Here is a 14,925-nt window from a genome sequence, read left to right as displayed (position 1 = left end):
CGGGCGGTCCCTAGCGCGACGTCGAGCTCTTTACAAGCAGCCATACCGCCAGCAACACGGTTGGTATGCACCCAAGGAGCCCCAGGGGCGTTGGCCCGCAGATGCCATACCCGCTGCGGCTGAACCACAAGCCCAGGCCGGCAACGGCGTTGAGTGACCCGTGCGCGAGCGCGCAAGGCCACACGCTCCCCGACCGTTCGCGCAGGTAGCACAGAAACACCCCGAACGCCATGCAGAACACCGTCATGGCGACTATCCCCAGTGCAGGAAACCCCAGGTAGTCACTACCGTAGTTGTACCCCATGGCAATAAGGGGCGCATGCCACGCACCCCAGGCCACCCCAGAGAGCACGGCCGCGCGGACCTTGGGCATCCGATCGCCCAGCGCGGGATAGAGAAACCCGCGCCAACCCGCCTCCTCGCCAATCGCAAGGAGCATGTTGAAGAACGGCACGAGGACAGCGGAGAAGAGCACCTGGACCGCCATCACCTCGGGCACTCGGGCGGCATCGACGCCCAGCTGAGCTGCCGCAGCGGCGGCATAGCGCGTGGCGAGGGGATCGAAGTCCCCAGGGGCCACGAGGAAGTAGACGGCAGCGCCCGCGAGAGTGAGTACGGGCGGGACGAGAAGCGCCAGGAGGTACCACCGGACGCCCCCCTTAAGGCAAGGCCGCCAGCCAGTGGGGACGCGTACTTCTCGCACCCTTCTGACTACGGCGGCGGCAACCAGGGGGCCATACATCGAGGCGGCAAGCAGAGGGCCCCAGATGCCGCTGGTCTCGTCGATGACCCAGCCCGAGTGCGCGCCCGCAACAAGCCAACACGCCCAGTCCAGTGCAAAGGCGATCACAAGGAAGAGGGCTACGGCCCCCCTTGTGGTCCAAGCATTCCTAGCCGCATTCCCATCAGACATGAGCGCACCCCCAGGCTCCGATTGCGCATGCCGCCCACCAGGGTGGCATCAGAATCAAAGATGACTAGGCTTTGCCTTCGATTCTTGCAAAACAGTCTCCATGTCTCAAGACGCAATGGCCATCTAGCGATTTTATAAGAGGATTACCTTGGTGGCCTCGGCGTCGACTTCCGCAAGACGCCCAATGAGACCCGCGTTACCCAAGCATCCGCGGGATTTCGGCGATGCGATCGAGCCTGGCGACGGAGGGCTTGTCAAGCCCCGCAGCCTCCCACTTGCAGATGGGATAGTCATGTTGTCCAACATAGGATGGACCCACAAACGAAAAGCCCCGACCAGCAACTCTGCTGATCGGGACATCAATTTTGGTCGCGGGGGCTGGATTTGAACCAACGACCTCCGGGTTATGAGCCCGGCGAGCTACCAGACTGCTCCACCCCGCAATGTCTGGGCGCAACCTGTGCGCAAGAAATAAATATAGGGACCCATACCCCTTCTGTCAAAGGAAACCTTTCAATTGTGAAGACTCCTCCACAATTGCGATGCACAGCGTGGGTGATGGCCCGGGAGACTCACGGAAGACGCGGCGCCGCGACGTTTGGCGCAGGCGGGGCGGCCGCGTCCAATCGGTGCGAGCGCCATGTGCCGCCGCGTGCGATAATGGGCGAGAAAAACAGCGCCCTCCCCCGCCGGGAGGCACATGGGTTCGGCGTCCGGGCACACCAGGTGCCGCGGGTATGGAGGTCTTGCATGACGGATGGCACGAGGCGGATGGCACCAGGGAGCGTGACGCGGCGCGAGGCCGTGGCACTTCTCGGCGGAGTCGCGCTTGGCGCGGCAACGCTGGGGCTCTGCGGCTGTGGAAGTGACGCTGGCGCGGACGCGAAGGCGACGGACGCCTCGAAGGCGGACGCGCGCCGGCGGCGCGGCGACTTTCGCATTGGCGTACTTGAGATCGCGGACCACGCGGCGCTCCGGCGCACGCGCAGGGGCTTTGCCCAGGCGCTGGACGCGGCCTGCGTGAGGTATCACCTGGACGTGCAGGTTGCGCAAAACGACTTCCTTGCATGCCAGGGCATGGCCGCGGGATTTGCTGGCGGCGAACACGACCTGATTCTGGCTCTGGGTACGCCGGCAGCGCAGGCGGCCGTGGGCGCAACGTCCAACGTGCCCATCGTGGCGGCCGCCGTGACTGACCTGGCCGCGGCCGGGCTTCTGGACGATGCCAAGAGGCCCGGCGGCAACGTGACGGGCGCCGCGGACCTGACGCCGGTGGAGCGGCAGTTTGACCTGCTGCATCAGCTGGTGCCCGGCGCCGGGCGCGTGGGAATCCTGTACTGCTCGCAGGAGAGCAACTCGGAGGTGCAGACTTCCATGGCGGAAGACGCCGCCACGGTCCGCGGGCTTGCGACCACGCGATACCGCGTGGCGGGCGCAGGCGAACTCGAGGCGGCCGTGCGCTCCATGGCCGGCAAGGTGGACGCGTGCTACGTCCCGACGGACAACACCGTGGCCGCGTCCATGGGCAGGGTGGCCGCGCAGGCAAGGGCCGCCAGGCTGCCGCTTGTGTGCGGCGAGGCCGGCATGGTGGAGGCCGGCGGCCTTGCGACCGTGGGCATCGACTACCTAGAGCTGGGCAAGGCCGCGGGCAACATGGCGGCGCGCGTGCTTGCGCGCCTGCAGCGCGAGGCGCGGCGCCGCAAGCGGGATGCCGCGACGTCCCAGCCCACCGCAGACATGGCGGTATGGAGCCCGGACGGCGCGCCAAGCGTCCTGGTGAACCAGGAGACGGCCCGCGCGCTGGGGATCGACGCGTCCGCGCTGGACACGGCGTCGCTGGAGCGCGCGTAGGCGCACAAGACTGACGGCGCGCACAGGGGCGCGCCCAAGAGCAGGGAGCACGATGGAAGACAAGATCTTCTCGCAAGAGCAGGAGCACCTGACACAGATATACGCGCAGCTGGAAGAGATGCGCGACATCCTGACGGAAGAGATCGAGGTCAAGCACAAGCAGGCCGCGAAGGACCTGAAGGACCTCTCGGACGAGGTGCGCATCGACTTTGGCGGCGCGGACGAGACCATGGAGACGCTCGCCGCGATCGAGACGCTGAACTCCGTGATCGACACGTACAACCAGCAGCACGACTTCACGGTCGAGAAGCTGGGCCGCTGCATCATGCTGCTGGGACAGCCGTACTTTGCGAAGGTGCGCCTGCAGATGCGCCCCGGCAGGCCCGCGCGCGACGTGTACATTGGCACGGCCGGCATGACGGACAAGAGGCGCATGCCGCTCATCGTGGACTGGCGCAACCCCGTGGCCGAGACGTACTACAACCAGGAGATGGGCCCCACCTCGTATACGGTGGACGGCCGCGTGCGCACGGTGAACCTCGAGCTGCGTCGGCAGTTTGACATCACGCGCGACCGCCTGAACGCGTACTTCGACACGACGGTCGCGATCGAGGACTCGCTGCTCCTGGGCGCGCTCAGGCGCCACCACTCGCAGAAGCTGCAGGCCATCACGGCGACCATCCAGCGCGAGCAGAACCGCGTGGTGCGCCACGACGACGTGCCGGTGCTCCTGGTGGACGGCATCGCCGGATCGGGCAAGACGTCCGTGCTGCTGCAGCGCATCGCGTTCCTGTTCTATCGCGAGCGCCAGACGCTGCGGCCGGACCAGGTGTACCTCTTCACGCCAAACAACGTGTTCGAGAAGTACATAGACACCGTGCTCCCCACCCTGGGCGAGTCCAATCCGCAGACGTTCACCTGGCGCGACTTCCTGGCGCGGCGGGGCCTGGCCGACCGCGCGACCGGCGCGGACGACAGCCCGGAGTCACTTGCGCGTCTGGAGCGCGGACTTGAGGGCGCGACGCTTGACGAGGCGGACCTGCGCGACATACGCGTGGGCGACACCGTGCTGCTGCGCGCGGGGTCGGTGGCGAGCGCGGTGCGCAAGTTTGAGCGCTTTGGCCTGGGACCGCGTATGGTGGCCCTGGTGAAGGACGAGCTGCACGACCGGCTTGACCGCCGCATCGCGAGCATGGCCCACGACGAGGAGCTGCAGGAGCAGATGCTCGCCATGGACGTGGACGAGCAGGTGGAGGTGTTTGGCGAGGTCATCGCGCCCGCAAACGACGACGAGGTCCTGGCGTACGCCAAGCGCCTACTGGCGGGCCGCTTTGCCGCGGCGCACGACGACATAGAGAACCTTGCGTGGCTGCGCCTGGACCGCCTGGGCTGCCGCATGCTGGGCAAGACCAACATGAGCGCGGCGGAGTGGCTGTTCCTGCGGATGCTGGTGACCGGCCACGGCGCGGACGATGCGCGCTACGTGATGATCGACGAGGTGCAGGACTACACGCAGACGCAGCTCATGGTGCTTGCGCGCTACTTTGGCCGCGCGCACTTCCTGCTGCTGGGCGATCGCAACCAGGCCATCCACGAGGGCACGGCCACGTTTGAGCAGATTCGGCAGATCTTCGAGTCAACCCACGGCAGCGTGGAGGAGTGCCAGCTGCTGACGAGCTACCGCTCCAGCCCAGAGATCACGCGCCTGTTTGCGAGCCTGATGGACGCGGACGAGCGCGTGCAGCTCACCTCCGTGCAGCGCGAGGGCGTGGCGCCCGGCTTCACGCAGGTGACAGACGGCCAGCAGGACCCGGACGCGTACCTGGACGCCCTGGCGCAGATCGTGAACGCCGCCGCCGCGGAGGAGGGCCTTGCGGCCGTGGTGGCTGCGGACCGGCGCCGCGTGGCATGGCTTTCCAAGCGCTTGGGCGAGAAGTGCCCAGCCCTGGTGACGATGAGGGGCACGGAGGAGCTGCCGAAGGACGGCGTGGTGCTGATGGACCTGGCGCTTGCGAAGGGCCTGGAGTTTGACCACGTGATCGTGCCGGACGCCCAGGCGGACGTATACCCCGACACGCCGCTTGCCCGCCGCCGCCTGTACACGGCGGTCTCGCGCGCGATGCACCGGGTGGACCTGGTGTCGCAGGGCACGCTGTCGCCGCTTCTGGCAGAGGCCGCCCGCCAGGCGGACGCGGGCTAGGCCTCCCGGGCCGCACGGGCGCGCCGGACCGACCGGGCCACGCGGACGCCCTGCCACACGGCCGCGCAACACCGTCACCCAACGTAAGGAGTAGGGCACCATGGACCAGTTCTTCTCGCTCTTGATAGGCTATGCGTTTGGCTGCTTTCTGACGGCGGACGTGGTGTGCCGGCGCCTGGCGGGGAAATCCGTGTTCCAGGTGGGCGTTGGCAACCCCGGCATGGCAAACGTGGGCCACGAGCTGGGCACGAAGGCAGCCGCGCTCGTGCTGGCCGGGGACATCGCCAAGACGCTTGCCGCATGGCTGGTGGCCCGGACGCTCTTTCCCGCGGACGCGGCCGTGTGCGGCCTTGCCGCCACCACCGGCGCCACCCTCGGGCACAACTTTCCCGCGTGGCACCGCTTCCGCGGCGGAAAGGGCGTGACCACCACGTGCGCAGGCATCATTCTGGCCGCACCGGCGCTGGGGATCGCCTCGGCCGTGGCGGGCCTCGTGGTGGTGCTGGCCAGCGGCTACCTGTGCGTGGGCGCCGAGGCCATCACGCTCGCGTTCCTGCTGGCGTGCTGCGTGGCGTATGGCCCCGCCAGCGCGTACGCCGCGTATGCGCTGGTGCTGGCCGCTCTCATGCTGTGGGCGCACTGGAGCGCGCTTACGGCCGTCGCCCACGGCACCCAGCCGCGCGCGAGCATATCAGTCAGGTTCTGGAAGAAGCTGCGCCGCGGGCGCCGCTAGCGACCGGCGTCAGGCCGGTCCGTCCCGGGCGAGGCGGCCAGCACGTCGAAGCGGTTGACGCCCATGAGGATCTGCTGCGCGTCGAGCGTGCCCCAGATGGTGGAGCCGCGCTTCTGGCCGCGCACGTAGACGCGCACGTTCTGGCGGCTGCCTATGATGGAGCGCGTCCACTCCATGCGCTCGATGTCGCGGTAGCGTATGGTGCGCTTGCGACCCACGAACGGCGTGATCACCATGTAGTCGCGATACGTGACCACGCTGTAGTGGCGCATCACGTACCACAGGCAGAACGTGGTCGCCACGAACGAGAGGAAGAACGAGAGCACCACCAGCGGGCTGGCCGTGAACGCGCCGAGCGAGCACAGCCACGTGAGCGCCGCGCCCAGCACCGCCATGAACAGCATCACGACGGACAGCGTCCGCGTCAGCATGACGGGGACCACGTACGTGTCGTGGTGGCGGTGGTGCCGCTCCGCCATGCCGGTATCGGCCACGCGCTGGTACACCAGGGCGACTATGGGCAGCGCGACCATCACAAGGCACAGGGTCAGCCAGCTCATGCGGCCTCGCCCCCCGCACCCCGGCGGCGCACCCGCCATCGTATGCCCTTCATTCCCATTGCGCTTCCTCTTGTTCCGTATATCGACCCCCTACAAGGATAGACGCACCACGTCGGCCCGCGCGCCACGCTCTGGCATGCGGGCCGCATGGCATCGCCTGCGGCACGGGCGCCGCCCCAGCGGCACAAACGGCGCCGCGGACGGCATCGCGCGCTACGCCTGGGGCACGGCGAACTTCGCCACCAGGCGCTCCAGCAGGTCCACCGTCAGCTCCAAGCTGCGCACGGGCACGAACTCGCGCACGGAGTGGCACGAGTAGCCACCCGTCGCGATGTTGGGGCACGGCAGCCCGCGGAAGCTGAGCTCCGCACCGTCGGTTCCGCCGCGCACCGCGACCACCTTGGGGTCGAGACCCACCTCGCGGTTCGCCTCGAGCGCGTGGTCAATCAGGAACGGGCAGTCGCCAAAGCGCTCCGCCATGTTGCGGTACTGCTGGCGAATCTCCACGGTGACGGTGCCCTCGCCGTAGCGGCCGTTCAAGAACGACGCGATGTCACGCAGCACCTGCTGCCTGCGCGCGAAGGAGTCCGCGTCGAAGTCGCGGATGATGTAGCCCAGCTCCACCTCGCTCGCGGTGCCCCGCACGTCGATCGGGTGATAGAAGCCCTCGCGCCCCTCCGTGTGCTCCGGGCGCTCCGCCGCGGGCACCATCTGCTGAAACTCGCTCGCCACGGTGATGGCGTTCACCATGATGTCCTTCGCGCTGCCCGGGTGCACCATCACGCCGCGCACGCGCACGGTGGCCTCCGCCGCGCTGAAGCACTCGTAGTTGAACTCGCCCAGCGCCTCGCCGTCCACGGTGTAGCACCACTTCGCGCCAAAGCGCTCCAGGTCAAGCAGGCGCGCGCCGTGGCCGATCTCCTCGTCCGGCACGAACGCGACCTTCAGCGTGGGGTGCGGCAGCTCCGGGTGGGCCGCAAGGCGCGCCACCAGCGCGCAGATCTCCGCGACGCCGGCCTTGTCGTCCGCCGAGAGGAGCGTGCTTCCGTCGCTCACGACGATGTCCTGGCCCGCGAAGCCCGCCAGGTCCGGGACCTGGGCCGTCGTGGTGACGACGGGCTTGCCGTCCACGACGCCGTGCACCAGGTCGCCTCCCTCGTAGTGCACCACGTGCGGCCTCACGCCTGACGCGGGCGCGTCGAACGAGGTGTCGATGTGGGCGCACAGCCCCAGCGCGGGCAGGTCCTCGGCGCCGGCGGAGGCCTGCAGGCTCGCGGTCACGTACGCGTGCTCGTCCACGCGCACGTCCTCGCAGCCCAGGGCGGAAAGCTCTTCTCCCAAAAGCCTTGCCATGTCGTGCTGCGCGGGGGTCGAGGGCGTCTCGGCCTCGTTGTCGGGGTTGGACTGCGAGTCCACCTGCACGTAGCGCATGAAGCGCTCGAGCACGTCGGACTGCTTGGGCTGGTATGCCATGGGGTCTCCTCTGGTTGTGCCGGCGGCGCGGCCGCGAGTCGCGGGGGCGCGGGCGCCGGGCGGCGTTGCGTGTTGACCCTTGTATGGTACCCCCACGCGGCGCGCATCATTCCCGCCCATCCGTGGCCACGCACCCCCAAAGTGCTACGCTTAGGGACCGTGCGCAGGTCACGGGCCCCGTCGGCCGCCGCACGCACCGCAAACGCACGTGCCCGCCGCCACGCGGGCGCACGACACCCGCAAGGAGACCTCCCACATGTCACTTCGCCGACGCTGGCTGCCCATCCTGCTCGCAGGCGCATTCGTGGTGGCGATGGTCGCCGCCGCGGGCGCGCTCCGATGCCCGGAGGTCCTCTTCCCCGAGACCGCCGCCATCCTCTGCGGCGCGTGGATCCAGCCGCGCCAGGCCTGGAACGTCGACCGCCCCCGCATGCTCGCGCTCATGTGCGCCGGCGCCGTGTTCGGCACGGCCGTGAACCTGCTCCTGCCGTGGCCGCTGTGGCTGCGCGCGCCCCTTGGCTTCCTGTTCTGCGCGACCCTCATGAACGTGGTCGGCGCGGACATGACGCCCGTGCTCTCCGCGGCGATCCTGCCCATGGTCCTTGGCACAAGGGAGTGGGCGTACCCCGTCGCGGTCGCGGTTCTCGTGAGCCTGGTCTGCGCGGGCCAGGTGGCTCTCGAGCGCCTTGGCCTGCGCGAGAAGATCGACTTCCGTCCCTTCCGCCTCCCCATGCGCCAGACCCTCCTTGGCTGGGGACGCCGCTTCCTGGTGTTCTGCATCCTGGCGTGCCCGGCCTTCGCCACCGGCAACGCGTTTCTGGCCGTGCCGCCGCTCCTGGTGGCGTACACGGAGCTCACGCGCCCCGACATGACGCTGCGCCTTCGCCCGCGCCGCACGTGGTGCACGCTCGCGCTCGCGGCCGCCATCGGCTGCGTCGCCAGAAACGCCGTCGAGGCGCTCGCCGTCCCCGCCTGGGTCGCGGCGGCCCTTGCGTACGCGGCGCTCGTCCTTGTGTGGGACCGCATGCGCGTGTGGATGCCGCCCGCGGGCGCGCTCGTCCTGCTGGCGCTTCTGGCCCCGTGGCCGGGACCGTGGCTGTACTTCGTGGAGGCCGCGGTCGGCGCGGCCGTGTGGGTGGCCAGCGCCGTCTGGCTCTTCCCCGGCATCCGCCCCGGACGGGACGGCGCCCCGGCGGAGGACTGAGCGCCCGGTCCCCGCGTGTGCGCCCCGCGCGGCGTGCATCATCCCCCCCGCACCACAGAGCCCTCCTCAAGCGACGTCGCTTGAGGAGGGCTCACTTTACGCACGTTCTTGCGTACCCGCAGGTAGATATAGCCAAATGGCAAAGAATGGAAAATCTCAGGTGGCGTCGCTTGAGGCGCGGGCGACGCCGTCTGAGGAACTCGCGAGGAGCTCGCGGCGCCACCCGGCGCTACCCGGCGTCGCTACCTCACGCCGGCGCGGCGCTTCGCGTCCTCGATGGCGTCCAGCTGCTCGCGGGTCAGGTGGATGCGTCCTTCTCCCCTGCCCACGGTCACGCCGCCGTCCTCGTCCACCATGGTGCCGTAGGCCGCGTAGCCACCGCTCACGGGCGCGCCCTCGTTCACGATGTGGTCCTCCAGCTCGCCCTTGCGGCGCAGGTGGCCGTACTCCTCGAAGTTCGGGATGACGCGGTTCGTGGGGTCGTCGTCGTTTCTCAGCGTGAACCTCGCGTCGGGGTCACCGGCAGCCTGGGCCTGCTTGAAGTTCTCCTTCGCCACGCTGATCATCAGCTTGATGCGGTTCAGCTGGTTCACCTCGGACGCGCCGGGGTCGTAGTCAACCGCCACGATGTTGCTCTCGTGGTGCATCTGGCGCAGGCGCTTGATTACGGACTTGCCCACCACGTGGTTCGGCAGGCACGCAAACGGCGAGCACACGATGATGTTCGGCGTGCCGTTCTCGATGAGGTCGCACATCTCGGCAGTCAGCAGCCAGCCCTCGCCCATCGTGTTGCAGAGCGAGAGGACCTCGGACGCCTTCGCCGCAAGGTCGAAGATGCCGCCGTACGGCTCGAAGCGCTCGGACGCCTCCAGCATCTTGTTGATGGGCTTGCGCATGCCCTCCAGAAAGTCGATAGCCCCCTTGTGCGTGACGCGGCTCACGGCCTTCGTACCAAGCTCGCGGTTCATGTTCACCTGGTTCGAGACGCCAAACAGGAAGAAGTCCACGAGGCCGGGCACGTCCGCCTCGCAGCCCTCGTTCTCGATCACCTTCACCACCTGGTTGTTCGCCGTCGGGTGGAACTTCACCAGGATCTCGCCCACCACGCCCACGCGCGGCTTGCTGCGGTCGTTCACCAGCGGCAGCCGGTCGAACGAGCGGATGGTGTCCTCGCACAGGCGGTAGAACTCGCGACGCCCCATGCCGCCGATCTCGGCCTTCACGCGGCTCATGAAGAACTCGTACTCGCGGTCCGCCGCGCCCTTCTCGGCCTCGTACGGCCGGGTGCGGTACAGGCACTTCATCAGCAGGTCGCCGTAGAGAAGGGCGTACACCGCGCGCTTCAGCAGGCCCGGCTTCAGGATGTTCCATCCCGGGTTGTCCTCGTCCAGGCCGCCCGCAACCGAGAGCGAGATGACGGGGATGTCCGCGTGGCCGGAGTCCTTCAGCGCCTTGCGGATGAGCGCGATGTAGTTGGTGGCGCGGCAGCCGCCGCCGGTCTGGCTTATGAGCACCGCCGTGCGGCTCAGGTCGTACTTGCCAGACAGCACGGCCTCCATGATCTGGCCCGTAACCAGGATGGACGGGTAGCAGATGTCGTTGTTAACGTACTTCAGGCCCGTATCCACGGCCTTGTGGTCGACGGACGGCAGCAGCACCAGGTTGTAGCCGGCGGAGCGCAGCAGCTGCTCCACGATCTCGAAGTGGATGGGGCTCATCTGCGGGGCGAGGATGGTGTAGCCCTCGGCCTGCATGTCCTTGGTGTAGCGCACCTTCTTGAACGCGGCGCTCTGGGCCTTGCGGTACACGGGCGTGCGGCGGCTCAGGTCCGTCTGGCGCGCCTGCTCAAGCGAGCCGTCCGCCATGTGGACGCCCACCGGCGCCTCCTCGATGGCCGTGCCCGCCGCGGTCTTGCGCTCCAGCTCGGCGCGCTCCTCCTTCAGCGCCGCCATGAGCGAGCGCACGCGGATGCGCGCGGCGCCCAGGTTGGACACCTCGTCGATCTTCAGCACGGTGTAGATCTTGCCGGACGCCTCCAGGATCTCCTGCACCTCGTCGGTCGTGAGCGCGTCCAGGCCGCAGCCAAAGCTCTGCAGCTGGATCATGTCAAGGTCGTTGCGGGTGGCCACGAAGCGCGCGGCACGGTACAGGCGGCTGTGGTACATCCACTGGTCAACCACGCGTATGGGGCGCTCCGGCGACATCTTGTGCGCCACGGAGTCCTCCGTCAGCACCGCGAAGCCAAAGCCGTGCAGCATCTCGGGGATGGCGTGGTTGATCTCGCCGTCGTTGTGGTACGGGCGGCCGGCCAGCACGATGCCGTGGGCGTCGTTGTCCTCTATCCACTTCAGGGTCTCGTCGCCCTTGCGGTGCATCGCGTCCTTGAACGCGAGGTCCTCCTCCCAGGCGGCGTTCACGGCGGCGTCCACCTCGGCGCGCGTCAGGTCCGGGCCCGTGAAGCGGCCCTTGCCCGCCGCGGCGTCCTCCTTGCGCTCCACCTGCAGAATCTCGTACAGCCTGCGCTTCAGCTCGCTCTTGTCGTCGTACGGGATGAACGGGTCCAGGTACTCCACGTCGGGCGCGGAAAGCTCGTCCACGTTCAGTCCCAGCGCCTGCGGGTAGCTCATCACGATCGGGCAGTTGTAGTGGTTCGTCGCGGTGTCGTCCTCCTGGCGCTCCCAGCGGATGCACGGCATCCAGATGAAGTCCGGCCTCTTCTCCAGAAGGTTCATGATGTGCCCGTGAGAAAGCTTCGCGGGGTAGCACACGGACTCGGACGGCATGGACTCCGTGCCGGCCTCGTACGTCTTGCGCGTCGTCTTGTCACTCAGCACCACGCTGAAGCCCAGCTTCGTGAAGAACGTGTGCCAGAACGGGTAGTTCTCGTACATGTTCAGCGCGCGCGGGATGCCAACGGTGCCGCGCGGCGCCTCGTCGGCCGGCAGGCTCTCGCGGTCAAACAGCAGGCGGTTCTTGGACTCAAAGAGGTTCGGCGCCTTGGACTGCTCGCTCCTGGGCTTGCCGGAGCCCTTCTCGCAGCGGTTGCCCGTGATGAAGCGGCGGCCGTTGCCAAAGCTGTTGATGGTCAGCAGGCAGTTGTTCGAGCAGCGCCCGCAGTGCGCGTTCGTGTGCTTCACCTTCAGGTTGTCGATCTCCTCGCGCGAAAGCAGCCCGGAGGTCCCCGCCGCGCCGGCGCGGTCGCGTGCGAGAAGTGCCGCTCCGTACGCGCCCATCGTACCGGCGATGTCCGGCCTGATCACCTCGCGACCCGTGAGCAGCTCGAACGCGCGCAGCGTCGCGTCGCTCATGAACGTGCCGCCCTGCACCACCACGTACTTGCCGATCTCGTCGTAGTCGCGCAGCTTGATGACCTTGAAGAGCGCGTTCTTGATGACGGAGTAGGAAAGCCCGGCCGCGACGTCGCCAATGGTCGCACCCTCCTTCTGCGCCTGCTTCACGCGCGAGTTCATGAACACGGTGCAGCGGCTGCCCAGGTCCACGGGGTGCTCGCCCCTCACGGCCGCGGCGGCAAACTCCTGCACGGTCATGCCCATGGAGTCCGCGAAGTTCGCGATGAAGCTGCCGCAGCCAGAGGAGCATGCCTCGTTCAGGCTGATGTGCTCGATGATGCCTCCACGAACCTGCAGGCACTTCATGTCCTGGCCGCCAATGTCCAGGATGAAGTTCACGTCGGGCACAAACGCCTTCGCGCCGCGCAGGTGCGCCACGGTCTCGATCTCGCCGGAGTCTGCGCCCAGCGCCTCGATCAGGATGCCCTCGCCGTAGCCCGTCGTCGTCACGTGGCCAACCACGCAGTCGTCGTTCAGGTGGTCGTAGATGTCGTCCATGATCTTGCGGGCGGTGCCCAGCACGTCGCCGTTGTTGTTGTCGTACCACGTGTACAGCAGCTCGCCGTCCTCGCCCACCACGGCGGCCTTCATCGTGGTGGAGCCGGCGTCCAGGCCAATGAACACGCGGCCGTGGTAGTCCTTCAGGCTGCCCTTCTGCACCACCTGCCTGTCGTGGCGCTCCTTGAACTCGCGGTAGTCGTCCTCGGTCGCAAACAGCGGGTCCAGACGCGCGACCTCGGTGCCCTGCGTGTCGCCCAGGTTCTCAAGGTCGCTGATGACCTTCTCGAACGTCACGTACTTGTCGCTCTCGCCGGCCAGCGCCGCGCCCGTCGCCACAAAGAGGTGGGCGTTCTTCGGCACGATGCGGTGCTCCTCGTCCAGCTTCAGCGTCTTATAGAAGCGCTTGCGCAGCTCGGAAAGGTACTGCAGGGGTCCGCCGAGAAACGCCACATACCCACGTATGGGGTGTCCGCACGCCAGGCCGGATACGGTCTGGTTCGCGACGGCCTGGAAGATGGAGGCCGCGACGTCCTCGCGCGCGGCGCCCTCGTTCAGGAGCGGCTGCACGTCGGACTTCGCGAACACGCCGCAGCGGCTCGCGATGGGGTAGATGTGCGTCGCGCCCTTCGCCAGCTCGTTCAGGCCCGTGGCGTCCGTCTCCATGAGGGATGCCATCTGGTCGATGAACGCGCCGGTGCCGCCGGCGCACGTGCCGTTCATACGCTGCTCGATGCCGTTGTCGAAGTAGATGATCTTCGCATCCTCGCCGCCAAGCTCGATGGCGCAGTCCGTCTGCGGAATCAGCGCCTCCACGGCGTGCTTCGAGGCGATGACCTCCTGCACAAACTCCACGCCCAGCCACTGCGCCAGCAGCATGCCGCCGGATCCGGTGATGGAGACGCGCATGGGCACGTTGCCCAGAGCGCGCTCCGCCTTCTGGAACACCTGCTTCGCAGTCGCCTTCACGTCGGTGTGGTGGCGCTCGTAGTTCGCGTAGATCAGGTTGTCGTTGTCGTCGATCACAGCGAGCTTCACCGTGGTCGAGCCCACGTCGATGCCCAGGCGCAGGTGCGCATGCGAAAGGTCGATGGGGTTCTTCGGGCTCAGCTCGGCGTCTACCTGCTTCAGCTCAACGGCCTGCCTGGACTCCGCCTGGCGGACGTTCGAATCTGCGGTGTTAGTCATCGTTACTCTCCTTAAGGTTCAACAGGCCAAGGCCTATCGCGAACTTCGGAACGTCAAAGTCGATGGGGCGGCCGTACAGGTCGCCGGGACGCACGAACATAAGCGCCGTCATCAGGCGCGCCATCACACCCACGCTCTCGCGCATGCCGCCGGTGAGCCAATCCACAAGGACGCCCACCTCTGCGCTGACCGCGAAGGTCAGGTAGTAGTCGAAGAACGACCCCATGGCGCGGGCGTCCAGACCGTCCAGCGCGCGGTCCGTCACGACGCTGCGCACCATGTCCTTGATGCGCTGCGCAAACGCGGGGTCGCCGCCCTTGCCCAAGAGTGCCCCCAGGTACAGGCCGCGGTCCTTGAAGTACTGCAGCAGCTCGACGGAGCCGGGGCACGGCTCCATGTCCGCGATGGCGTGCTCCAGGCGCTCCAGGTCCACGCGCGATATGTCTGCCACCAGCTCGCGCAGGTCGGCGATCGTCTCCTCCTCGGTCTGGTTCACCAGGTCCTGGATGTCGCGAAAGTGAGAGTAGAACGTCCTCCTCGTCACGTCCGCCCGCTCGGTCACGGCGGTCACGGTCACCTGCGACAGGTCGCCCGTCGCCTGGATCTCCGCCGCAAGCGCGTCGCGCAGCGCCCGTCGCGTCCGCGCCGACCTGCGGTCCACCGTGGCGGAGGGCGTCCTCCTGCCCGTCGCGGCACCGTGCATGATCGTCTTGCCCATGTGCCTCACATTCTTGCTCAACGTGCGCAATATTTCACAGCTTGTGTATTATTGCACAATCTGAGAAGAACCACCTCACGCCCCGCGTCAATCACGCAACTGGCACAGTTCGCGCGCCGCGACGCTGCGCCCATCCGTCGCCCCTGCGTAAACGGCGAATAACGGATTCGTTTTCTATGCATGCATTTATTTGAAATCCACGTGCAATAGTTACCTTGTTTTGTGAAATTTAAGGCA

General features: G+C 67.5%; 9 protein-coding genes and 1 tRNA gene. 4 read left to right on the top strand and 6 right to left on the bottom strand.

The window, feature by feature from the left end; genetic code table 11:
* Positions 1–10: 10 nt before the first annotated feature.
* Together HF885_RS10650 and HF885_RS07145 are read right to left on the bottom strand one after the other, a co-directional pair.
* Positions 11–850 carry a CPBP family intramembrane glutamic endopeptidase gene (locus HF885_RS10650; RefSeq protein WP_170104255.1) on the bottom strand — a complete coding sequence of 280 codons (840 nt, stop codon included), beginning with the start codon at positions 848–850 and terminating at the stop codon, positions 11–13.
* A gap of 429 nt (positions 851–1,279) precedes the next feature.
* Positions 1,280–1,356: transfer RNA gene (locus HF885_RS07145), tRNA-Met, on the bottom strand.
* Positions 1,357–1,663: 307 nt separating this feature from the next.
* Between HF885_RS07145 and HF885_RS07140 the strand changes: the two genes are divergently transcribed.
* The 3 genes from HF885_RS07140 to HF885_RS07130 all read left to right on the top strand — a co-directional run bounded on the left by HF885_RS07140 (position 1,664) and on the right by HF885_RS07130 (position 5,697).
* On the top strand, positions 1,664–2,764 hold the full coding sequence (locus HF885_RS07140; RefSeq protein ID WP_235927357.1) for an ABC transporter substrate-binding protein: 1,101 nt from the start codon (positions 1,664–1,666) through the stop codon (positions 2,762–2,764).
* A gap of 52 nt (positions 2,765–2,816) precedes the next feature.
* Positions 2,817–4,964 carry a HelD family protein gene (locus HF885_RS07135; protein WP_170104254.1) on the top strand — a complete coding sequence of 716 codons (2,148 nt, stop codon included), beginning with the start codon at positions 2,817–2,819 and terminating at the stop codon, positions 4,962–4,964.
* A 100-nt stretch (positions 4,965–5,064) separates the two neighbouring features.
* On the top strand, positions 5,065–5,697 hold the full coding sequence (locus HF885_RS07130) for a glycerol-3-phosphate acyltransferase (protein WP_170104253.1): 633 nt from the start codon (positions 5,065–5,067) through the stop codon (positions 5,695–5,697).
* Here HF885_RS07130 and HF885_RS07125 read toward each other — a convergent pair.
* Both HF885_RS07125 and pepT read right to left on the bottom strand, forming a co-directional pair.
* Entirely contained in the window at positions 5,694–6,257 is a 564-nt protein-coding gene (locus tag HF885_RS07125; RefSeq protein ID WP_170104252.1) for a hypothetical protein, read from the bottom strand. The genes HF885_RS07130 and HF885_RS07125 overlap by 4 nt on opposite strands.
* A 213-nt stretch (positions 6,258–6,470) precedes the next feature.
* On the bottom strand, positions 6,471–7,730 hold the full coding sequence (gene pepT / locus HF885_RS07120) for a peptidase T (protein WP_170104251.1): 1,260 nt from the start codon (positions 7,728–7,730) through the stop codon (positions 6,471–6,473).
* A 256-nt stretch (positions 7,731–7,986) separates the two neighbouring features.
* Here pepT and HF885_RS07115 point away from each other — a divergent pair, with 256 nt between their 5' ends.
* Positions 7,987–8,934: a hypothetical protein gene (locus HF885_RS07115; protein WP_170104250.1), complete on the top strand. Its 948-nt coding sequence runs from the start codon at positions 7,987–7,989 to the stop codon at positions 8,932–8,934.
* 242 nt (positions 8,935–9,176) lie between these two features.
* On the opposite strand, the gene HF885_RS07110 is transcribed toward HF885_RS07115, so the two are convergent.
* Entirely contained in the window at positions 9,177–13,970 is a 4,794-nt protein-coding gene (locus HF885_RS07110; RefSeq protein ID WP_170104249.1) for a 2-hydroxyacyl-CoA dehydratase, read from the bottom strand.
* Positions 13,963–14,688 carry a TetR/AcrR family transcriptional regulator gene (locus HF885_RS07105; protein ID WP_235927356.1) on the bottom strand — a complete coding sequence of 242 codons (726 nt, stop codon included), beginning with the start codon at positions 14,686–14,688 and terminating at the stop codon, positions 13,963–13,965. Before HF885_RS07105 ends, HF885_RS07110 begins: the two co-directional genes overlap by 8 nt.
* Between the last annotated feature and the right edge of the window lie 237 nt (positions 14,689–14,925).

Origin of the sequence: Parafannyhessea umbonata, from assembly GCF_012844235.1 — a bacterium.
Classification (GTDB): Bacteria; Actinomycetota; Coriobacteriia; order Coriobacteriales; family Atopobiaceae; genus Parafannyhessea.
Note: the sequence above shows the minus strand (reverse complement) of the source record. Positions and strands in the feature narration are given on the sequence as shown.

What these genes read in the sequence shown, in the direction of transcription:
- HF885_RS07125 (WP_170104252.1), bottom strand. Translation starts at nt 6,257, where the DNA reads ATGAGCTGGCTGACCCTGTGCCTTGTGATGGTCGCGCTGCCCATAGTC.
- HF885_RS07110 (WP_170104249.1), bottom strand. Translation starts at nt 13,970, where the DNA reads ATGACTAACACCGCAGATTCGAACGTCCGCCAGGCGGAGTCCAGGCAG.
- HF885_RS07135 (WP_170104254.1), top strand. Translation starts at nt 2,817, where the DNA reads ATGGAAGACAAGATCTTCTCGCAAGAGCAGGAGCACCTGACACAGATA.
- HF885_RS07140 (WP_235927357.1), top strand. Translation starts at nt 1,664, where the DNA reads ATGACGGATGGCACGAGGCGGATGGCACCAGGGAGCGTGACGCGGCGC.
- HF885_RS07115 (WP_170104250.1), top strand. Translation starts at nt 7,987, where the DNA reads ATGTCACTTCGCCGACGCTGGCTGCCCATCCTGCTCGCAGGCGCATTC.
- pepT (WP_170104251.1), bottom strand. Translation starts at nt 7,730, where the DNA reads ATGGCATACCAGCCCAAGCAGTCCGACGTGCTCGAGCGCTTCATGCGC.
- HF885_RS07130 (WP_170104253.1), top strand. Translation starts at nt 5,065, where the DNA reads ATGGACCAGTTCTTCTCGCTCTTGATAGGCTATGCGTTTGGCTGCTTT.
- HF885_RS07105 (WP_235927356.1), bottom strand. Translation starts at nt 14,688, where the DNA reads ATGGGCAAGACGATCATGCACGGTGCCGCGACGGGCAGGAGGACGCCC.